Genomic DNA, 20,659 nt, shown 5'->3' on the forward strand with positions numbered 1-20,659 from the left:
ACGTGGAGATGCGCGAGTGCGATAGGACGGGCAGGACCGCGACGGATGTGCTGGACGAGCTGCTGACCCTGCTGGTGCTCGACGAAGGGGCTGGTGGCGTGCTGCGCGGCCGGAGCCCGCGCCGTTCCCTGCCGTTCGTCTACGGTGGTCTGCTCGCCGCCCAGGCCCTCGCCGCGGCGTACCGAAGTGTCGATCGGCCGTTGCGAGTGCACTCGCTGCACGCGTATTTTCTCGCCGCCGGTGATCCGCGAGCCGATCTCTTGTATGAGGTCATGGAGATCCGGGACAGCCCGTCCTTCGCCGTTCGCCGCGTCTGCGCCCGTCAAGGGGAGCGCGTCGTCTTCGAGGCGACCATGTCGTTCTCGATCGATGTGCCCGGGCTCGAGCATGGTCGCGCCCCGAACTGCCTGAGTGACGATCCGGGCGACCTACCTCAACTTGGCGCGTGGCTCAGGCCGCACCATGCCGTGCTGCCCGACTGGTGGACCGGACCCATGGCGATCGATCTGCGCTACCCGGCTCAGCCGCCGCACGTGCTGAGTTCGGCGTTGCGCAGCGGCCAGCGATTGTGGATGCGGGCAGTGGCGTCCCTTCCGGAGGATGCGCGGCTGCATGAGTGTGTCTTCACCTTTGCCTCCGACCTGACGTTGCTCGATCCCGTCCTGTTGGCGAATGGAAAGTCCTGGTACGCCGGGGGCATCCGTGGCGCCAGCCTCGATCACGCGATCTGGTTCCACCGGCGCTTCCCGATCGACGGCTGGGTCCTGTACGAACAGGCGAGCCCGGCTTCGTACGGCGGTCGTGGCCTGGGTACTGGTGACGTGTTCACTGCCGACGGGACCCTCTGTGCATCGGTTGCCCAACAAGGACTGGTGCGGCTCATAACGTGAGGTAGCCGCCGTCCACGGGGAGCGTGGCGCCCGTAACGTAGGTCGCAAGGTCGGAGGCCAGGAATACCACCGGGCCGACCGCCTCGTCCGGGCGTCCAAACCGGCCGAGCGGGATGTGCTCGAGCATTGCCTGCGCACGCTCCTGGTCGTTCCGCACCTCCGCCGTCATCTCGGTCTCCATCGGGCCGGGGGCGATCGCGTTGACACGAATACCACTCGTGGCGAGTTCTGCTGCCAGCGACCGTGTGAGCTGCAGGACCGCACCCTTCGATGCCGCGTATCCACTGCCTCCGGGGGTGGCGCGGAAGGATGCCACGGAGGCAACGTTGACGATGCAGCCCGCCGTTTGTTTGAGGTCGGGCAAGGCGGCGGCCACCATGTTCGCCGTACCGACGGCGTTGACCGACAGTAACCGCTGAACGCGGGCGCCGAAGTCGGTGTCCTCGGGTCTGATGCGATCGATGACGCCAGCGCAGTTGACCAGGATCGAGAGCGGGCCAAGTTCGGCAGATGCCGCCGCCACAGCATTGGCGCAAGAGGTTGCGTCCACCACATCAGCGGTCACCGCGACAGCACGAAGGCTGTCGCTGACGAGCGCCTCGGTGACTGCCTCCGCGCCGGCCGGATCGCGATCCACCACTGCGACCATCGCCCCATGTTCGGCCAGGCCCCGGGCGATGCTCGCTCCGAGGCCGCGACCGCCCCCGGTCACCACGGCAACCCGGCCTCTCAACAGCATGTTCGGTGTCTCCATCCGACCGGCCTCTCTTGACGGCAACTGGCAAAGTCCGTAGGTTCGATACGAACAAACACTAGTTCACAGAAGCCGATTTCTGGAGTGCTGGATGAATTTGGCTGTCGTCCGGACCGACACGGGCCCACGGGTCGTCGTGAGGCGCCGCGGTGATGAGGTAGTCCAGACCGCCTACCGGTCGCTGCGGGCAGCACTGGAGGCGAACCTGCAGCACTCGCACGCCCTGCGCGAGGGCGCTCCGGTCGATCCGGCAACTCTCGAGTTCGCGCCCGTCGCCGATCGTGACGCGAAGGTGTTCTGCATCGGTCACAACTACCGGGCGCACATTCGGGAGATGGGCCACGACCTTCCCACTCACCCGAATGTGTTCAGCAAGTTCGGTTCGGCCTTGGTGGGTGCTACGGACGCCATCGAGCTCGACCGGGCGGCGGCTCAGTGGGACTGGGAAGCCGAGCTGGCCGTCGTGATCGGCGGTCGCACTCGACGCGTGACTCCGCAAGCTGCCCGGGCCCAGATCGCTGGGTACACGGTGGCCAACGACATCTCTGCGCGGGACTGGCAGCGCCGCAGTTCTCAGTGGCTACTGGGCAAGACCTTCGAGAAGACAACGCCTGTGGGGCCTTGGCTCGTCACTCCTGATGAAGTCGATCCTGAGGATGGACTGGATGTCCGGTGCCTGGTCGACGGTGTCGAGAAGCAGGCCGCCAGCACAGCCGACCTGCTGTTCAGGCCGGCGTTCCTGGTCTCATATCTGTCCCAGGTGCTGACCCTCGAACCGGGGGACGTCGTCCTCACCGGCACACCCGGCGGCGTCGGCGCGGCACGCACGCCGGCCGAGCGGCTGACGCCGGGTCAGACCGTACGCACCGAGATCGATGGTCTCGGCTGTCTGGTCAACACCTGCATCGGAACCGGGTCGCCGGAGCAGGTCCCGACTTCGACGGGCACGACGTCCGCCTGACTGCCCCAGACTGAAGGAAACGCCATGCTGAACAAGGTTCTCGTCGCCAACCGTGCTGAGATCGCGGTGCGGGTGATGCGCACATGTCGCGAGCTCGGGATCGGGAGTGTCGCAGTCCATTCCGAGCCGGACGCCGGATCGCTGCATGTGCGGGAGGCTGACGAAGCCGTCCTTCTGCCCGGGGTGACGGCCGTCGAAACCTATCTGGCCATCGACAGGATCATTGCTGCTGCCCGTGACACTGGTGCGGACGCGATCCACCCCGGCTACGGCTTTCTCGCGGAGAACGCAGGGTTCGCGCGCGCCGTGGTAGAGGCCGGCCTGACGTTCATCGGCCCACCACCGGACGCCATCGAGATCATGGGCGAGAAGACGGCTGCTCGACGTGTAGCGGGCAAGGCCGACGTTCCGCAGGTGCCAGGGAGCAGTGGTGCCGTCGAGTCAGCCGATGATGTCGAAGTGTTCGGCAAGGAGCACGGGTATCCGCTGGCGATCAAGGCGTCGTACGGCGGTGGTGGACGTGGCATGCGTGTTGTGCAAGGGCCGGAGGAGGTCGCTGATGCCTTCGCCGCCGCACGGCGCGAGGCTGAGGCCGCCTTCGGTCGTGGCGACGTCTACCTCGAGCGGTACATCCAGAACGCTCGTCACGTCGAGGTTCAGGTCTTCGCAGACCGGCACGGCAACGTCGTGTGGCTGGGGGACAGGGACTGCTCGGTGCAGCGACGCCACCAGAAGCTGGTGGAGGAGGCGCCGGCGCCCGGGTTGTCCGCTGGACTGAGAGCGGCGATGGGCGAGGCCTCGGTCCGGCTTGCCCGTGCCGTGGACTATGTCGGCGCCGGCACCGTGGAATTCCTGGTGGAGGCGGACAGCGAGCGGTTCTACTTCTTGGAGATGAACACCCGCATCCAGGTCGAGCACCCGGTCACCGAGCTGACGCTTGGAATCGACCTGGTCGCGGAGCAACTGCGGGTCGCAGCTGGCGAACCACTGAGTTTTGCAGGTTCTGGGCCGGCGCCGCGAGGACACGCGATCGAGGTCCGGGTCAACGCAGAGGACGTCGCGGGCGGAGCGTTCCGGCCGTCACCTGGCCCGGTGCGGACCTTGTCAGTGCCGCAGCGGACAGGTGTTCGCTTCGACGCCGGATACCAGGTAGGCGACGAAGTTCTGCCGTACTACGACAGCCTGATCGGCAAGCTGATCATCTGGGCGCCGTCCAGGGATCATGCCATTGACCGCGCACTGCAGACGATCGGCCAGGTCATCATCGAGGGCGTCCCCACGACACTGCCCGCTGCCGCGGTCGTTCTCGACCACGCTGACTTCCGTGCGGTGAGAATCGGGACGCGCTGGCTGGAGAACGACATCAACCTCGTCGATCTGCTGCCTCCAGTGTCGCCGGCTGTATCCGAGGTTGAGGCCGAAGACGATGGTTACGAGGACGACCGGCAGGAGGTGTGGGTGGCTGGCCGGCGGTATCTGATTCCGCTCCCGGCTCTTGTTGGTGCGGAACCGCAGCCCGACAGTGACGTGTCAGTTGCCGATGGCAACCGAAGGGCGCGCACGACCTCCGGTGGCAAGCGGGATGCCGTACGGCGGAAGGCGGTCGGATCGGGCACTGTCACTAGCCCCATGCAAGGCACCGTGGTCAAGGTCAACATCGTGCCTGGCCAGAAGGTCTCTGAAGGCGAGGTCATCCTCGTGCTGGAGGCAATGAAGATGGAGAACCCGGTCCGAGCAGCCATCGACGGCACTATCGCCAGTGTGCTGGCTCAGCAAGGCCAGTCGGTGCCTGCCGGCACGGCGCTGGCTGAGATCACACCCGCCGACGCGTAGCAGCACAGACAACCCGAGCACCTGGAGTACGCATGACCGACACGACCGATATTGCTGCGGACCAGACCGCGGTGGACCCGCATGCCGAGTTGGCCTCACGCGTACGCGCGGCCGAGCTGGGTGGTTCGGAGAAACAGCGGCAGAAGCAGCTGGATGCAGGCAAGATGCTGGTGCGCGACCGCCTGCAGTTGCTCTTCGACGACGGATGGAAGTTCGAGGACGGTCTCCTGGCCAGGTTCGACGAAGGGCTGCCGGGTGATGCCGTCGTGACCTGCGTCGGCAACGTCGACGGCCGTCCGGTCTGCGTCATCGCCAACGACTACACCGTCAAGGCGGGTACCTGGGGGAAGCGCACCTTCGAGAAGATCGTCAGGATGCAGGAGCTCGCCGATTCCATCGGCGCGCCACTGGTGTACCTGTTCGACTCCGCCGGTGCCCGCATCGATGAACAATTCGAGAGCTACGCCGGCCGCAGGGCGTGGGGCAACATCTTCTACAACCAGGTCCAGTTCTCCGGCCGGGTGCCCCAGGTGTGCGCGTTGTTCGGACCGTCGCCGGCGGGGTCGGCGTACGTCCCCGCTCTGTGCGACCTGACCATCATGGTCCGCGGGCATGCGACGGCGTACCTCGGATCGCCGCGGCTGGCCCAGATGGTGACCGGCGAGGACGTCACACTGGAGGAGATGGGTGGGGCAGAGATGCACTGTCGCACCTCGGGGCTGGGTGACGTACTGGTGGAGGACGACGAGGAGGCCATCGCGGCCGTCCGGGTCTGGTTGTCCTACCTTCCGCAGAACTGGCAGCAGGCGCCACCGCAGGCAACACCGCGCGAGCCCGCATCTCGTCGTACGGTGAAGGAGATCGTGCCCGAGCGCGAGTCCGAGGTCTTCGACATGACCGAACTGATCGGGGCGATCGTCGACGAGGACTCGTTCTTCCCTTATAAGGAGCTGTTCGCGCCCGAGCTGGTCACCGGCTTCGCGCGCTTGGCTGGTCGTCCGGTCGGCATCGTCAGCAATCAGCCGACCCATCTGGGCGGCGTGCTCTTCCCCGACTCTTCCGACAAGGCTGCGCGCTTCATCTGGATCTGCAACGCCTTCAACATCCCGCTGCTGTTTCTCGTCGACATCGCCGGCTACATGATCGGCTCGGCGGTCGAGCGGCAGGGGATCATCAGACACGGCGCCAAGATGTTGTTCGCCGTCGCCGACAGCCGTGTGCCTCGTATCACGGTGCTGGTCCGCAAGGCTTATGGCGGTGGATATCTGGCCATGTCGGGGGCACCCATGCAGCCTGATGCCGTCATCGCGCTGCCCACCGCGAAACCGGCTTTGATGGGTCCGGACGCCGCGGTCAACGGCATCCACTTCAACCAGATCCAGAGCATCGAGGATCCGCAGGAACGGGCCGCGTTCATCAAGCAGAAGCAGGACGAGTACGCCGCCAACATCGACGTCTTCAAGATCGCCAACGAGAACGCCGTGGAGGCCGTCGTACAGGCGAACGATCTGCGCGACGAGTTGATCTCGAGGTTCTCGACCTACTCGCGGCGGTCGCAGCAGGCTCCGGCGCGGCACCTGGGTGTCACACCGGTATAGCGTCAGGCGCCCAATGCGCCAACCGTGTTGGGGGACAGGTCCGCCTCGGTCAGTCCGAGCTGTCGCAGCGAAAGCTCTGTGTAGACCTCGACGACGCGGTCGAGCGTGACGTCGCCGCGTAGCTTGAACCAGGACGCGACGTGCGTTCCGAGGGCGATGACCGCATAGCTCTGCAGCCGGGCGTCGAGGAGCTCGACCCCGGCCGCGTCGGCCGCGTCCTCGATGAACAGCCTCATGCGCTCCTCGTAGTCGCGCCGGCGCTGCAGGATCGTCTGGCGGTGCTCTTTGGGGAGCGAGCGGAGCTCGGAGTTCCCGATGAAGGTCTCGCGCGCGTGCCGGGCGTGGAACCTGATATGCGCCCCGATCACGGCCTTCAGGCGGGCGATCGGCTCGTCACCGGCACCGGCGACGGCTTCGTCCAGCTCGGCGTGCAGACGATCGAGGACCGTCGACATGATGTCGACGAGGAGCTCGTCCTTGCCGCCCATGTGGTTGTACAGGCTGCCGACCTTGATTCCGACCCGGTCCGCGACAGCACGCAGCGACGTCGCCTCGTACCCGTGCTCGAAGAACAGGTCGGCCGCCGCCTGGCGGATCTCGACGCTCGTCTGTGCCCCGTCGCGCTTGCGCTCGACCATTCGCGCCTCCTCGATGTCTTCTCTGCATCGTAGACGAACGGACGTCCATCAGTTTCCGTTGCCACGCCGTTTACTAACTAACGTACGCTTGTTAGGCTGATTGGGAAACCCGAGACGCGGAGGATTCGATGCTGGAGTTGCCCAGGTTGCGAGTGGTACGTGGAGTCGACATGACGGAGGTGACCGGCCAGACCGAGTACGCACTGCGCCGCGCCGGTGTCAGTCAGGTGAATACTGATGCGACCCGGATCTGGCTGGGCAAGGTGCACACACCACCCGGCTATGCGTCCGAGGCGCATCATCATGGCGAGGCGGAGACCGCCGGTTACGTGCTCAAAGGACGTGCCTTCATCCTGATCGGCGAGGACTACCGCGAGCGCGTGGACCTCGAGGAAGGCGACTTCGTCTTCGTCCCGCCCCACACGCCCCACATTGAAGGAAATGCCTCCGACACCGAGGAACTGATCTGGATGACGGCGCGGACTCCCGACAACATCGTGGTCAATCTCGGGCGCGCGGACCAGTAGCCGCAGTGACTGTGGCCCAGTCACCCAAGAGCGGCCGACGGAGTCTCTGTCGGCCGCTGATGTCTTCCTGTCAGCCTTCCCAGCCGGTGAGCTGGCGCAGGCGAGCCTTGACGATCTTGCCGCTGGGATTCAGCGGCATCTCGTCGGCAGGCAGGAAGAGAAACATTTTCGGGATCTTGTAGCCGGCCAGGTACTGGCGCAAATAGGCCTGTAGTTCAGCTTCATCGGCCGACGCGCCTTCCCGCAGTGCGACCACCGCGCGGACCTCCTCGTCCCATTCCTCGCTGGGGACCCCCAGGACGCCGCACTCCATGACAGCAGGATGCGCATAGAGCAGCTGTTCGATCTCGGCGGCGTACACATTCTCTCCGCCGGTCTTGATCATGTCCTTGACTCTGTCCCGGAAGAACAGATTGCCGTCGGGTCCGCGCACGGCCAGATCGCCGGTGTGTAGCCACCCGCCCTCGAGCGTGCTCGCAGTCGCCTCGGGCTGGTCGTAGTACTCCGTCATCAGAGCCGGACCCCGGACACAGATCTCGCCGAGTTCGCCATCCGGCACCTCCTGGCCGAACGGGTCGCGGAGCTGCACCTCGGCAAAGGTGTACTCCGAGCCGATCGAACCATCCAGGTCCGGACGCATGATGTCCTCGTCCTTGAGTCTGGTGACCATCGGGCCGGCCTCGGTCAGGCCGTACCGGAAGAACAGCTTCACGTCCGGGAGCGCTTCGCGGATTGCGATCTTGTCCGGCATGCGGAGCAACCCAGCGCCCGAATGGATCTGGCGCAAGCTGTTCATGCCAGGACGATGCAGTACGCCGGCAGCGAGCAGCCGACGCAGCATGTTGGGGGTCGCGAATGTCGAAGTGACGCGTTCGCGCGACACCAGTTCGGCGAACCCAGCCTCGGTGAACTTCCGCGCGAGCACTGCGGTCCCGCCGGTGATGTAGTGGGGCGCGAAGACCGTCAGTAGCGACGCCGAGTGGAACAGCGGAACTGTGCAGAGGCCGACATGATCGGGACCTACGCCGAAGCCGAGGTCAGCCAGCTCGTTGACCGCGTTGATCACCGCGCTCCGGTGGGACAGCACCACGCCCTTGGCGAAACCCGTGGTACCGCCCGTGAACAGGATGACCGCCGGGTCCTCGAATCCCACCGGTACGGCCGGATCCAGGGATTCGTGAGTCAGTAGTTCCAGGTAGGCCTCGTTCTGGTCGAACCGCAGCACCTCAGTGGGGCCGACTGCGTCCATGGCCGCGGTGAACTCGTCCTCGACCAGGATCGCCCGCGGCGAGGTGAGTTGGATGCCATGAACGAGTTCGGTGGTGGCCCATCGCCAGTTGAAGGGCACGTAGACGGCGCCGGCCGCGATGACGCCGAGGAAGGTCTCGATCGCGAAGTTGCTGTTGCCAGAAAGGACGCCGACCCGATCACCCGGCTCGACTCCCGCTGCGCGCAGCCCGTTGCCGAGTTTCCACGCCCGCTCTGTCAGTTCGCGATGGGTCAGCCGCGCCGACTCGTCGACCACCGCAACGCCATCGGGGTTCCGGCGCAGGTTCAGCCGGAGGAAATCCACCAAGGTGAACATCATGACGCTCGCCCGTCCTCCGGCGTGGTGAGGTGGGAGGACTTCGGCGTACGGCGGCGGACCAGGAAGCTACCCGAGAACGTCATGACGACCTCTCCGCGTTGGTTGATGGTCTCGTAGTCGAAGGTCCACAGACCGGCTTCCGGCTTCGACGTCGAGCGGGTCGTCCGGAGAACGGCCTCTGGATGGATGGTGTCACCGATCAGTACGGGACGGCGAGCGCGAACCTCGTCGACGCCCAGCCACGCGCTCACATTGCCGAAGACGCCCGTCTGCGTCAGCAGTCCGAAGGACAACGACAGCGTGAGCGGCCCGTGGGCGATCCGCGCGCCGAACGGCGTCGTGGCCGCGTACTCGGCGTCGAGGTGCAACGACACCCAGTCGCCGGTCAGCCCGGCCCAGTTCACCAGATGAGCATCGGTGATTGTCATACCGGGCCCGACAAGGCGCTGCTGGTCCGAGAGATCCTCCCAGTACACATCGCCCTGGCCGGTGACCCGGCGACCGATCCTATCCGCGTTCACGAGCTTGTCCATGACCCTCCTGACAGACTAGCGTTTGTTCGTCTAAACTACGAGTGCGTCTGTGTTCCGTCAACCGACCGGGAGGTATCTGGTGAAGTCGTCGTCGCTGTTCTCGCCGTACGCGCTGGGATCTTTTGTTCTGCGCAATCGGATCGTGCTGCCTCCGATGACGCGCAACCGCGCCGACGACCGGTTCGTCCCGACGCCGCGGATGGCTGTCTACTACAAGCAGCGGGCTGAGGCCGGCTTGATGGTGAGCGAAGGTGCGGCGATCAGTCCCTCGGGGGTTGCGTATCCGCGTGTGCCGGGTCTGTGGACCGATGAACAAGTCGAGGGATGGAAACCTGTTACCGAGGCCGTACACGCTTCAGGCGGGGTGTTCTTCGCGCAGTTGTGGCACGTCGGCCGGGTGTCGCATTCGCTCACCCAACCTGGCGGCGCTCAGCCCGTCAGTGCTTCGGCGGTCCCGGTCGTCGACGAACTGATCATGACGCGCGACGGGCGGATCCCTTTCGAGACTCCTCGTGAACTCACGACCGATGAGGTACGGCGAGTTGTCGACGACTACGCGGTCGCCGCGCGCAACGCGATCGCCGCGGGGTTCGACGGCATCGAGCTGCACGGCGCCAACGGGTACCTGGTCGATCAGTTCCTCAACGACAACGTGAACCGCCGTACGGACCGCTATGGCGGTGGCGTGTCTGAGCGACTGCGCTTCCTCATCGAGGTCATAGAGGCTCTGTGCGCGGAGGTGGGGGCGGAGCGCGTCGGAGTTCGGCTGTCGCCATCTGGGACCTGGATGCAGTGTGCGGACAGCGACAAACTGAAGCTGTACGGCGAGGTCGTCAGGAGCCTCGACAAGGTCGGACTGTCCTACCTTCACCTGGTTGAACCGACTATCGCCGGCAGCATGACGGTCGAGGCGGCGCCTGACTCCATCCCGTCGTCTCACTTCCGATCAATCTATTCCGGCACTCTGATCGTGTCCGGAGACCACACTCTCGAATCAGCGACACAGGCACTCGCGGACGGCCGGACGGACCTGGTCGGGTTCGGCCGGCCCTTCATCTCCAACCCGGATCTGCCGCTCCGCTTGGCCACTGGGGCTCCGCTGGCCGAGTCTGATCGTGCGACCTACTACACCGACGGGGACGAGGGCTACATCGACTACCCGACCCTCGAAGAACTCGACGTCCCCAAGGCCCAGTAACCGGCCCTCGAGGGGACGCCTCATTGCCGAGGATCTTGGCCAATGACCAGCCGCGACGCCTTGGCAAAACGTTACTGCCGCCGCCCGCTATGCCAACCTTGAGTTCCGCCGCGGGCATCTGTGTGACACGCTCCCTCCTCGGTCGGGGAGGGAGCGCTGGACGATGCCGCAGCGCTTGCCGAAGCCGGCTGACCGCTCGTAGGCCGAACAAGGTCATGCAGCAGCGCGGCGGCTAACCCGCTGGCCGGGGCCAGCCTGGCCGCCGCCGCGGGCGGCCAGGTGGCCCCTACCTTGCAGGCAGAGACTCCGATCCGGTTACTTCGGTCTTCGGTCCCAGGCGGCCCGCAGCGATTGCGAGGCCGATCAGCCCGATGAGTGAGACGCCGATCACCCAGAACCCGGGGGCTGTGACGATCCCGGTCTGCTCGATGAGCCAGACGGCTGCGAGCGGGGCAGTGGCCCCGGCCAAGATCACACCGATATTCCAGCCCAGCGAGACCCCGGTGTATCGCGCGCTCTGTGGGAAGAGGAACGGGATCTCGGTGTACACCGGAACAGAGACGAACCCGTTGTTCACGATGATGAGTAGGAGGCCGACGAACGCCAAGCCCAGGTTGTCGAGGCCCATCAACGCCAGACCTGGAAATGTCAGCAGGATGTAGCCGACCATCCCGGCTGCGGCGACCCGACGATTGCCCAACCGGTCGGCGAGCATTCCGATGAATGGCATGGGAAGGCACGAGATGGCGATCGCGGCTGCGACGATCCAGTACACCGCCGCCGGCTTGTAGCCGAGCCGCTGGATCAAGTGGATGCTTGAGTATGCGAGCGGGATGAATGCCGCTCCATTGACTGCGATCGCAAGGGCGATGACCAGGGCGAGCGACCCGCGGTGATCGCGCAGCACTTCAAGGATAGGTGAACGCTTGGGACGGGCGTTCAAGTTGGCGGTCTCGTCAGTTCGCATCCGAAGCCATAGCGCGATCGCGATGATAACCACTGACGCCAGGAACGGCAGGCGCCAGCCCCAGTCTGACATCTGCTTGGCTGAGGTCAGCGCCGTCATAAGGCCCACAACGGAGGCTGCGAGTACGAAGCCCAACAACGAACCAATTGGTGTCCAGGCGCCGTAGATTGCTCGACGCAGGCCCGATGTGGACTCGGCGATCAGCGTGCTGGCTCCCGCGGTCTCGCCGCCCGCGGCGAAGCCCTGCGCCAGTCGCGCGAGTAGAAGCAGTACAGAGGCGCCTGCCCCGATCTGCGCAAAGGTCGGAAGCAGTCCGATAACAACGCTCGCCGCGCCCATCAGGATGACCGAGCCGATGAGCGCCGTCCGCCTACCCCGGCGATCGCCGATGTACCCGAAGGCGATACCACCGAGCGGGCGGGCGACGTACCCGACCGCAAAGACGCCGAGTGCCGCAAGCAGCGACGACACCGGATCCGACGCTGGGAAGAACTGGGGTGCCAACACGATGGCGAGGTAGCCGTAGAGGGTGTAGTCGTAGAACTCAAGCACGCTGCCAACCCCGCCCGCGATCGTTGCGCGCAAGGATCGGTTCGTCGTTGGCGGTTGGTTGGCGTCTGCGACAGTGGAACGCTCAGTCATTGATGTTCTCCGTTATGAGGGGTCGGCCGCGCGGGTGTAGGGCCCCAGAACCATGACCGCGCCTCGTCCGTATCGGGATGGGTCGGGTCAAACGGACACGTAGTTGTACGCACCAGGCCCCTGGATAATCAGAGATCTCGTCCGCCTGCCGTTTGCGCCGGCCACGAAGTGAGGCACGCCCGGCGTAACGGCGTGCATGTCTCCTGGTCTCAAGACTGTCTCGGTCTCGGCGCCGGAGTCGTCGCACGTCCGAACTACCATCGGACCGGCTAGGCATACGAACACGTCGGTAACCCGGTCGTGGAGATGCCAGGGCACACATTGTGTAGGGCCGAGTTCCTGCACTATGACTCGAAGCCCCTCGGCCTTTGCGAGCGTGTCGACGCGGGACACGCCAGGCACGAGGGCGCCGGTCAGATCCGACGGATCCTCATCGCGTGACGAATCGTCGTTGGCCGCAAGGGGTGGGGCGGCGTCACCCGGCAGGTCTACGAGCCGACGCTCGCCGAGCGGTCCGGTGCCGAATCGGAGGAACTGGCTGCACTCGTCGGCAGTCACCCGATGAATCAGCCCGGGGGGGATCGAGTACAGATCTCCGGGCGAGAGCGCGAAGCTGAAATTCGGATCGACAGTGTCGATCCGAGTGGAACCCGACAGGCCGACGAGCGTAGTAGTTGCAACGGAGCATTCGCCCCACGGAGAGACCACGCCTGGGCTGGCCTTCACCACGCGGACTTCGATGCCACCGGACCTTGCAACGACGCCATCGGCGGGGCTGGGAACGGTGTGTCTCACGGGCCGCGGTCGACTGGTCGCGCTGGGGCTGGTGTCTGCACTCATAGCACTCCTGTGTCTCGGCTGGGGTGTCGGCAATCACAAAGTAGACAAACAATCGCTAGTTAGCAAGATGTCGGTTGCGATTCCTCGCAGGTATGAGGAGATCCCTTTCCACGAAGCGAGGTGGGGGGGTGATGCCAACCGCATGGCAGACCTTCGAGGTCGCCCGTCGAGCGGCCTCGACCAGCTCTCGAACCGGCTGATCGGTTCGTGTGTGAGCTCCCCTGTCCCGGCCAGGGCGTGCAGGGTCCGAAGGGGCTCGCCTGTTTCAGCGGCGGGTGAGTCTGGACCCCGGAGTGGCGGTCCAGGGGCTCACTAATACGGTTGCGGGGAACGGTCTCAACGTGCGGTGGCCGGTGCTGATTGTGAAGGGAAGTCATGACGAACATGCCGAACTCGTTCGAGGCCCGGCTGCGGGCGGTCGAAGACAAGCTGGCGATCTACGACCTGCTTGCGACCCATCCACTCAGCGCTGACACTGGCGAACAGGATCTGATCGAGGCCATCTACACCGACGGCGTCATCTTTGACCGTGGTCCGCACCTCGATGGCGCCCAAGGGCGGGACGCGATGGTGCAACTGGTCCAACGAGACGAGCATCGGGCCGCCATCGCGGGCGGCCTCGCACACTTCGGTTCCTTGCCTTTGGTCGATGTGAGCGGAGATACAGCGGTGGCCGTCTCCTATCTCGCACTCATCACGCCGGACCATGAAGGTGCACCTAGAGATCTGCCGAACCACGGGCTGTCACAGGGATACCGGATCCACCGAGTACTTGCGAACCGCTGGACACTCGAAAGAGACACCGACGGCTGGCGTATCGCGTCACGCACCCTATTCCCAGCGGACGGAACCGGCGCCGCACTGGACCTGCTGCGAGCCGCGGGTGCAGAGCACCTCCACAACTCGCGCTAGAACCTGCTGAACAGAAGCAGAACCCCTCGACATTTCGAGCAAGCGTTAGCGGTCTTTTGGACTTGTCGCACTCTCCTTGTCCATGGCAACGATCTCTGTCGTGCACCTCGTTACGGGGTCAGCCGCGTCGGCGCGCCGCAGCCTCGGTGGCCGAAGCGAAGGCCTCCGAGGGAGTCGCAGCTGGGTGCGCGGCCGGCATCCAGGTGCCCGACGACCTGGTGTACGGGTACCAGTGATCGTCTCGGCCGAGGCGGAGCTGTACGCCGAACAGCTCGTAGGTCAATGTGTTGTGGTCGACCTCGGGCCTCGAAGCTCGCGCGCCGATGACGGACTCGATCGCCCGCGCGGCGGCGTCGATCTCAGCGGTATCCGCGTTGTGCAGATGCATGGCGTTGTCCAGGCCGGCGCGACCTCCGAGCCGGTATGCGATGCGTAACCGGGACAACGTGGCGACGCTGACTCCGGCTCGAGCGGCGATCTCGGCCGGGCGTGCAGGCTCGTCGTACTGGCTGAATAACTCGACGAGAGAGGCCAGCGGGTCGTCGGGTCGATGTCTGTTGAGGACTCGGCGCGCCCGGTCCGAGGCACTGGCGACGATACTCGCGATGAGCTCCGGAGGGACTCCGGGCGGCGGTAGCTCGACGAGTGCCCCGAGCAACGGATTATCTGCTGTCATCGCGCGTCCAACTGGAATAGCTGAGCGAGCTCACGAGCAGTGATTGCGGGCGGTGCGTTGTTGGTCGATGGTAGGAAGTGATCGGCGTAGCGCTCCTTACGGGCGTGGAGTGCGGCGATGTGGTCCTCGATGCCGTTTGCGTGCTTGAGTACGTGGACCTGGACCGGTCGCTGTTGCCCGAACCGGTGCACACGATCGCTGCCTTGGTTCTCCTGGGCCGGTGTCCACCATCGTTCGTAGTGAATGACCCGGCTGGCACGCGGCAGGTCAAGGCCGGTGCCGCCGCTCTTCAAAGTAGGGATGAGTACGGCGATGTGCCCCTCGGCAAGCTCACGCAGGGCGGCGGCCTTCTGAGCAGGAGGAATCTTGCCGTGGTAACGAGCACTGGAGATCCCGACGCCGGTCAGGTAGGCGTGGATGAGATCGGCCGTGCCGATGTAGTTGGCGAAGATCACTGTACTTTCGCCGTGCTGGGCGGCGTCGGCGAGGATCTTGTGCATGCGATCCAGCTTCGGCGCGTCGATCGCTGCTCGCTCTGGGTTGCTCCGTACATCTGCTGGGTCGTCGCGCCGGTAGAGCGCAGGACTGCTGCACACCTGTTTCATCGCGTCCATGAGGCGTAGCGCGGCCTCGCCGGATCGCCGTGACGGCTGACGCAGGCTCGAAGCCCGTTCGGTGTCGCGTGCAAGCATCTCGAGAAGTGACCGCTGCACGTCCGACAGATCGAGTTCATGGGTGAAGGAGAGCCGTGGCGGTAGCTGCCGGGCGAGAGCTGGGTCGTTCTTTGTACGGCGCAGGACGACCGGGTGCAGCATCTGCTGCGTCTGCGTCCTGAGTGCCTCAGTCCGGGGACGGTCAGCACGTCTCAGTGGTGCCACCAGCCGCCGTTCGAAACCCTGCCGGGTCTCGAACATTCCGCAATTGAGCCAGTCGAGGATCGCCCACGTCTCCCGCGGATGGTTTTCCAGCGGCGTGCCGGAGATCGCGAGCCGACCCGGAGCGTCGAGTCTCCTGATCGCGCGCGCCGCGCGGCTCCATGGGTTCTTGATCCGCTGTGCTTCATCGGCGATCACTAGGCCCCACCGCCGTGGTGCGAGGATCTCGATGTCCATCGCCAGCGTGTCATACGTGGTGATGACCAGGGAACCCCCGCTGAGCGAGGGCAGCGCTCTCCGAGGGCCAGCGTGGACGATGGGCGGTGTATCGCCCAAGCATCTCGCGGCTGCATCACGCCACTGCCGTACCAGGTCGCGGCTCGTGCAGAGTACGAGCGTCGGTGCATCTCGATGCGCGCGCCGATCCGAGAGGTGAAACCCCAGTGCGGTGAATGTCTTACCTAAGCCCATGTCGTCGGCAAGGAGTGTGTTCAGACCTGCTCTACTGCGCCCTTCGAGCCAAGCGATTGCCTCACGTTGGTGCTGATGGAGTCGGATCGAGCCGATCCGGAAGTTGTTGCTTTCGGCCTCCGACGAGTCGGAGTCGCGCAGTTCGTCGAGAAGATGAGCCAACCCCTCCGTCGCGCTGCAGGCGTACTCTTGGCCGTCGATGAAGACCGTCTGCAGCAGGGCGTCCATCTTTCCTTTGCTGCTGCTAACCGGCGCGAGATCTCGGTGTTCGAGTTTCTGCCGGATCGGCAGATCGATCAGCACCCAGCGCTGCCGAAGCCAGACGATCGGCATCGACGCTTCGGCTAGAAGCATCATCTCCTGTTCGCTGAGCAGCTCACCGTCCAGTGTCAGCCACCAGCGGCGGTCGAGCAACTGCGGGAGTCCGAGCGAGCCGTCCGGCTCGTCCAGGTACGGCCCGTTTCCCACGACCACGCTCGCGGCGAGGTCTGTTGCCCAGTTGCGTGGCCAGTGGATGTCGATCCCAAGGTCGCGGAGCGCTTCCCCGACCTCGGCCCGCAGGCCGGGTAGTGCGTCGACGCCGACGAGAAGTGACTCCGGCCGGTACTGCAAGCCCAACGCTGACAGCGTCGGGAGGAGCCGGCCGGCCTGGCGAAGCAGGCGACGTAGGCGCAGTCGCAGTCGCGGTTCGATAGAGTCTGCAAGCCAAACCTGAGCGGCGGGCGGTGCCGTCTCCGGATCTGATGAGCCCGTTGCGAGTAGCAGGTCGACCTTGACGGTGTTCACCTCAAGATTCGGATCGGGCGCGTTGATCCGCAGGACGGGTCGGAAGCCGGGGGCGGCTTCAAGCCGTGCCTCCAGTTGGTCGACCCAGTCCTGTAGGTCCGCGCCAGCGTCGTCGGACCTTGACGAGACGAAGGGCTGGTCTCCGATCATCCACCACAGTGCTGTGTCGGGGACGAACGTTGCGGCGACGGCGTCGACGTACTCCCGCGCGTGCTCGATCGTGAGAGGCTCCGGACTCCGCGAGAATGTCGCGGCGCAATGTGGAAGCTCGTTCAGTTTGGCCGTCCAGCGCCGGAATGACTCGGTGGTGGATTGGGTCAGCGGTCCGATTCTCCATGCCGTACGGCGATCCTGCGGGCGATGTGCGTCGCAGATGGTCGGAAGAATTCGGCCGTTCTCGATCCACCTGATCGTCTCGATCGTGACCTCGTGCCACAGCAGGGCAGAATTGCTCCAAGCACCGGCGGTCATCAGGAGTGAGATCGCGTGCGGCATGTCCAGCACAAGGCATTCGACTTCGCGAACCTCGTCCGGCCATCGCACGGTGCGCATGACCCGCTGGCCGCGGACGTCTGGACGGGAAGACCGTGGCGGGCACAACAGCATCTGCGGTCTCGATGGGCAGGCGTCGGCATCGAACAGTAGCTCCCAGCCGAGCTCGAGCAGGTCGGCAGCCGGGTATGTCGCCGGAGTCTCCGCCGTACGTCGAAGTGGTGGCAGGGCCGAGGGTTTGACCGCAACCGCCTTGACCACGGATCTGGGCCCGGTGCGAGCCTGATCGCGCGGACATAGCGCCCGCAGCAGGTCGAGGTTGGCCAAGTGATCGGCACCCTTTTGAGTGGTAGCCGAACGCCAGTTGCCGGTCTGTGTACCCTCTGCAGTCCGAAGCGAGGCCTGTGACTCGAACTGCCGTGGGTCTGTGGCGCGAGCGCGCCGAGCATGGATGATCGGCGGAAGCCTGGCGATCTGGGTGTGCTGGGCCAGGATGCTGGTCGCCGTCTCCGGTCGGCCCACGAGCCATGCGAGGACGTCTTTGCGAAATCCGGCAACACCGCGCATCGGCTGCAGCAGTAGCAGTCTCAGCTGGGAAATGGTCAGTAGTCCTGCACCGAGCATCGCCCGAAGCTCGGCGATGTCGTCGGTCGAGACGGCCTTGCGCCGCAGGGCGTCCCGCAGCCAGGTGGGAAGTCGTTCCGCCATCAAACCCTCCGGCTTTGCGATGACAGGCATACATTACGCTGTGGAGTCATTCAGATGCGGAAGGTAGTAGGGTTGTGTCGGGTTCACGAAGATGCTTCAGCTGCGGCCGGTTGGAGTCTGCTCCTGTCAACTGGTTCCTAGTGCTGCGATCTATGGGTGCCGAGCAGAAGGCGCAGTTGTTCGCTTGCTTTTGCAGCACGGCGTGCATGCACAAGTCGCACCGAGCCCTAGACGTCGCGGTTGCCAAGCATGCAAAGGACGTTGGGCTGCCACCAGGCGATCGCAGCGTCCTCGACTCGTTGTTCGAGCAGGCACACCGATACGTATTCGAGGACAACCTGAGCGTTCGCGAGGCGGGCGACATGCTCGGCATTCCGACACAAGTCCTGCGGCAGTGGTTCCGGGCGGCGGGCATTTCGACGGCCGGGCCGGCTCCGCTCGAGAGCATGCCCAAGCAGAAGGCGACGCGATCCATAGCGGACTTCCTCAGGACCCGCCACGGCAGTTCCCCGATCTCAGCTATCCACGAACTCGAACAGGCCGGCCACATCCGAGCTCGTCGGTGGTCCGACTCCAGAACAGGGCCTGCCCACCAGCCGACCTTCACCTGCGCGGTCCAAGTCACGACAGCGGAGGGCAGCGACTTCTCCGCGGAGGGCATGGGTACCTCCTTGCAATCCGCAAAGACTCACGCCGCCGCACACCTGATCGACACCATGATTGCCAACTGAGCCTTCCGGCGTCGCAGTGCGAGGTCCGCTCGCTTGGCTCGTCAACGTGATGGGGCAGCGCGGGAGAAATTGCTGATGTCTCAGCGGAGTCCTTGGCGGCGGGGACGAGCAAGGGCATACTCGGCTACGGGGAGTAGGCGATGTCAGTCGTCTCAGGGGAATTTGATCGTGGGGGGAACCATGATCCGTTGCAGGGTGGCTTTGCCATGCCCGAGTAGGGGATGGCAACGGTGACAATCGAGGAGGATCTGGCGAAGTGGCTGTCCAGCCGACCGGTCTGGCAACAGCGGCTGGTCGACGGGAAGGCCGGGCCCGCTGTCACGGTCAAGGCGGCCGACGTCCCCGGCGCTGCGTGGCGGGCGGCAGGGTGTTTCTGCGTGAGGCTGGCGTCGGCGTGGCCATCAACAGTCTCGCCGAAGGGGAGCGGCTGAGATTCGCGCAAACCGGCTTGACCATCGTCTATGGGTTCAACGGCAGCGGGAAGTCCGGGTATGCACGTTTGCTGCGCCGATCGGTCAACGCACGGAGAGATGTCGAGATCCACCGTGACGGCTTCGACAAGGACACGAGCAAGGCGCAGGATGCGCGGGTGGTGTACGACGTTGAGGGCGGCGCTACCCAGGTCTGGCGCATGGGAGCAGAACACAGCGCGGAGCTTGCGCAGGTGCGCTTCTACGACAGCGAATGCGGCCGTACCTACGTGGATCTGGCCTCCGCGGCGGCCTAGCGGCCATCCGCCCTCGTCTTTCTGGAGGTACTGGCCGGGATCACCGACCGGGTAACGGCAGAGCTGAACCTGAGGTTGTCCGCCATTGCGGCGGCTCGAAGATCGCTTCCTCTTGTACCGACCCCTGAACCGTCACCGATGTCCTGACACACCAACTGTCACCCATCTCCTGAGACATCACACGCGTCGGCGTGCCGCACCGGCTCTGCAATCGAAAGCTTGTTCTACTATGATGGAATGGGGGCAGGCGCCCTGCATACGAGCCGCCAGGGCCGCCGCCGGACAGTCGGCGGCGGCTTTGCTGGCCCCGCGCCGATCAGACGGCCGAAGGCGAGGTGAGCCGCCGCGCGGCGCATGACGAGCCGGGCAACGTCTGATCAGGAAGGTTTCATGCCGACTGGTCCAGTAGACGGACCGAATCGGAGGTGCTCGGGGTCTTATCTGCAGACACATCCCGCAGGAAGGCTCGAACGAGATCCGCCACTCCATCTGATCCAGCGGTTCCGTACAAGTGAAAGTCCGGGCGGACGAGAACGACATCCGCCTCGAGGCGATCGAGCCAGTCTCGGTAGGCACCGTCGACGTCTTCGAGAATGAGGAGGCCATCGCGCCGGTGTCCACCGAACGCGACGCAAGGGATCCGCAGCTCCGCAAGGTGGGTAGTCTGCGACTTGCTCAGGACGGAGAGATCTGAAGCCGTGCGCCCGATCAGCACCCCAGGTCCGCGGAGAACGTCGTCAAGTAGTCGTTTGCCACTCGCCCCCTCGGAAGGCACTCCAACTGGTCCTTGGATTGCGAGCTCACCACCGTGGCGCCCACGGTGGATGCCGGGGCCCAGGCCGGGCCGTGGTGGAGCCGGAGGTCGCATGCCCGCCTCCCATTCGGCGACCATCCGGGCGTCGCGTGCGGCAGCCGCGGCAGGGTCGGTGAGGCAGATGACCTCGCCCAGCTCGATGGAAAAGTCGATGAAGGCCTGGACGTGGTGTGTGCGCTCGGATCCGTAGGTGTCGAGGAGGTCGTCGGCGGCGCGGTCGCGCAGGACGGCGTCGAGCTTCCAGGACAGGTTGATCGCGTCACGGACGCCGGCGCCGAGGCCCTGGCCGGCGAACGGTGGCATCAGGTGGGCCGCGTCGCCCGCGATCAGGACCCGACCCTCGCGCCAGCGCTCGGCGTACGTGGCCTGGAAGGTGTAGACCGAGTGCCGCTCGAGCTCCGCGTTGTCCGGCCGCACGCCGAACGGCGCGAGCAGCTCCCAGGCGCGCTCGACCGTGTTCAGCTCGGCCTTGTCCTCGCCGGGCAGCCGCATGAACTC

General features: G+C 65.2%; 19 protein-coding genes. 10 read left to right on the forward strand and 9 right to left on the reverse strand.

The annotated features are described in order from the left end of the window. Nucleotides 1–8 precede the first annotated feature (8 nt). Nucleotides 9–890 (forward strand): acyl-CoA thioesterase, encoded by an 882-nt coding sequence (locus tag ABD231_RS31450; RefSeq protein ID WP_344160017.1) that lies wholly within the window; start codon nucleotides 9–11, stop codon nucleotides 888–890. Here ABD231_RS31450 and ABD231_RS31455 read toward each other — a convergent pair. Then, entirely contained in the window at nucleotides 880–1,644 is a 765-nt protein-coding gene (locus ABD231_RS31455) for an SDR family NAD(P)-dependent oxidoreductase (protein ID WP_344160020.1), read from the reverse strand. The genes ABD231_RS31450 and ABD231_RS31455 overlap by 11 nt on opposite strands. Nucleotides 1,645–1,735: 91 nt before the next feature. Between ABD231_RS31455 and ABD231_RS31460 the strand changes: the two genes are divergently transcribed. From ABD231_RS31460 to ABD231_RS31470, 3 genes are read left to right on the forward strand one after another with little or no spacing between them, the layout of a single operon-like run. Further along, nucleotides 1,736–2,605, forward strand: a complete 870-nt coding sequence (locus ABD231_RS31460; RefSeq protein ID WP_344160023.1) for a fumarylacetoacetate hydrolase family protein — start codon at nucleotides 1,736–1,738, stop codon at nucleotides 2,603–2,605. 24 nt (nucleotides 2,606–2,629) lie between these two features. Further along, nucleotides 2,630–4,438 (forward strand): ATP-binding protein, encoded by a 1,809-nt coding sequence (locus tag ABD231_RS31465; protein ID WP_344160026.1) that lies wholly within the window; start codon nucleotides 2,630–2,632, stop codon nucleotides 4,436–4,438. Between the two features lie 32 nt (nucleotides 4,439–4,470). Continuing rightward, the gene (locus tag ABD231_RS31470) at nucleotides 4,471–6,036 is read left to right on the forward strand and encodes an acyl-CoA carboxylase subunit beta (RefSeq protein WP_344160029.1); all 1,566 of its coding nucleotides are present in this window, start codon (nucleotides 4,471–4,473) and stop codon (nucleotides 6,034–6,036) included. A gap of 2 nt (nucleotides 6,037–6,038) precedes the next feature. On the opposite strand, the gene ABD231_RS31475 is transcribed toward ABD231_RS31470, so the two are convergent. Further along, the gene (locus tag ABD231_RS31475; RefSeq protein ID WP_344160032.1) at nucleotides 6,039–6,674 is read right to left on the reverse strand and encodes a TetR/AcrR family transcriptional regulator; all 636 of its coding nucleotides are present in this window, start codon (nucleotides 6,672–6,674) and stop codon (nucleotides 6,039–6,041) included. 170 nt (nucleotides 6,675–6,844) lie between these two features. Here ABD231_RS31475 and ABD231_RS31480 point away from each other — a divergent pair, with 170 nt between their 5' ends. Further along, nucleotides 6,845–7,201 carry a cupin domain-containing protein gene (locus tag ABD231_RS31480; RefSeq protein ID WP_344160035.1) on the forward strand — a complete coding sequence of 119 codons (357 nt, stop codon included), beginning with the start codon at nucleotides 6,845–6,847 and terminating at the stop codon, nucleotides 7,199–7,201. A 70-nt stretch (nucleotides 7,202–7,271) separates the two neighbouring features. Here ABD231_RS31480 and ABD231_RS31485 read toward each other — a convergent pair whose 3' ends face one another. Together ABD231_RS31485 and ABD231_RS31490 are read right to left on the reverse strand one after the other, a co-directional pair. Beyond that, nucleotides 7,272–8,789 carry a class I adenylate-forming enzyme family protein gene (locus ABD231_RS31485; RefSeq protein WP_344160038.1) on the reverse strand — a complete coding sequence of 506 codons (1,518 nt, stop codon included), beginning with the start codon at nucleotides 8,787–8,789 and terminating at the stop codon, nucleotides 7,272–7,274. Next, nucleotides 8,786–9,322 (reverse strand): MaoC/PaaZ C-terminal domain-containing protein, encoded by a 537-nt coding sequence (locus ABD231_RS31490; RefSeq protein WP_344160041.1) that lies wholly within the window; start codon nucleotides 9,320–9,322, stop codon nucleotides 8,786–8,788. Before ABD231_RS31490 ends, ABD231_RS31485 begins: the two co-directional genes overlap by 4 nt. 79 nt (nucleotides 9,323–9,401) lie before the next feature. Between ABD231_RS31490 and ABD231_RS31495 the strand changes: the two genes are divergently transcribed. Next, complete coding sequence (locus tag ABD231_RS31495) at nucleotides 9,402–10,520, forward strand: alkene reductase (protein ID WP_344160044.1); 1,119 nt, start codon at nucleotides 9,402–9,404, stop codon at nucleotides 10,518–10,520. A 286-nt stretch (nucleotides 10,521–10,806) separates the two neighbouring features. Here ABD231_RS31495 and ABD231_RS31500 read toward each other — a convergent pair whose 3' ends face one another. After that, entirely contained in the window at nucleotides 10,807–12,129 is a 1,323-nt protein-coding gene (locus tag ABD231_RS31500) for an MFS transporter (RefSeq protein ID WP_344160047.1), read from the reverse strand. 87 nt (nucleotides 12,130–12,216) lie between these two features. After that, the gene (locus ABD231_RS31505; RefSeq protein WP_344160050.1) at nucleotides 12,217–12,969 is read right to left on the reverse strand and encodes a cupin domain-containing protein; all 753 of its coding nucleotides are present in this window, start codon (nucleotides 12,967–12,969) and stop codon (nucleotides 12,217–12,219) included. A gap of 375 nt (nucleotides 12,970–13,344) precedes the next feature. Between ABD231_RS31505 and ABD231_RS31510 the strand changes: the two genes are divergently transcribed. Continuing rightward, the gene (locus tag ABD231_RS31510; RefSeq protein WP_344160053.1) at nucleotides 13,345–13,881 is read left to right on the forward strand and encodes a nuclear transport factor 2 family protein; all 537 of its coding nucleotides are present in this window, start codon (nucleotides 13,345–13,347) and stop codon (nucleotides 13,879–13,881) included. A gap of 118 nt (nucleotides 13,882–13,999) precedes the next feature. On the opposite strand, the gene ABD231_RS31515 is transcribed toward ABD231_RS31510, so the two are convergent. Beyond that, nucleotides 14,000–14,557, reverse strand: a complete 558-nt coding sequence (locus ABD231_RS31515; protein ID WP_344160056.1) for a hypothetical protein — start codon at nucleotides 14,555–14,557, stop codon at nucleotides 14,000–14,002. Next, nucleotides 14,554–17,889, reverse strand: a complete 3,336-nt coding sequence (locus ABD231_RS31520) for a DEAD/DEAH box helicase (RefSeq protein ID WP_344160059.1) — start codon at nucleotides 17,887–17,889, stop codon at nucleotides 14,554–14,556. The genes ABD231_RS31515 and ABD231_RS31520 overlap by 4 nt, the downstream gene beginning before the upstream one ends. 152 nt (nucleotides 17,890–18,041) lie before the next feature. Here ABD231_RS31520 and ABD231_RS31525 point away from each other — a divergent pair, with 152 nt between their 5' ends. The 3 genes from ABD231_RS31525 to ABD231_RS31535 all read left to right on the forward strand — a co-directional run bounded on the left by ABD231_RS31525 (nucleotide 18,042) and on the right by ABD231_RS31535 (nucleotide 19,347). Continuing rightward, nucleotides 18,042–18,620 (forward strand): double-stranded RNA binding motif domain-containing protein, encoded by a 579-nt coding sequence (locus ABD231_RS31525; protein ID WP_344160062.1) that lies wholly within the window; start codon nucleotides 18,042–18,044, stop codon nucleotides 18,618–18,620. A 230-nt stretch (nucleotides 18,621–18,850) separates the two neighbouring features. Continuing rightward, the gene (locus ABD231_RS31530) at nucleotides 18,851–19,051 is read left to right on the forward strand and encodes a hypothetical protein (RefSeq protein WP_344160064.1); all 201 of its coding nucleotides are present in this window, start codon (nucleotides 18,851–18,853) and stop codon (nucleotides 19,049–19,051) included. Next, on the forward strand, nucleotides 19,015–19,347 hold the full coding sequence (locus ABD231_RS31535) for a hypothetical protein (RefSeq protein ID WP_344160067.1): 333 nt from the start codon (nucleotides 19,015–19,017) through the stop codon (nucleotides 19,345–19,347). Before ABD231_RS31530 ends, ABD231_RS31535 begins: the two co-directional genes overlap by 37 nt. A gap of 388 nt (nucleotides 19,348–19,735) precedes the next feature. Here ABD231_RS31535 and ABD231_RS31540 read toward each other — a convergent pair. Further along, nucleotides 19,736–20,659: FAD-dependent monooxygenase (locus tag ABD231_RS31540; protein ID WP_344160070.1), on the reverse strand; the 924-nt coding region annotated here is incomplete at its 5' end.

The organism is Kribbella yunnanensis (genome assembly GCF_039529655.1).
GTDB classification, from domain to species: domain Bacteria; phylum Actinomycetota; class Actinomycetes; order Propionibacteriales; family Kribbellaceae; genus Kribbella; species Kribbella yunnanensis.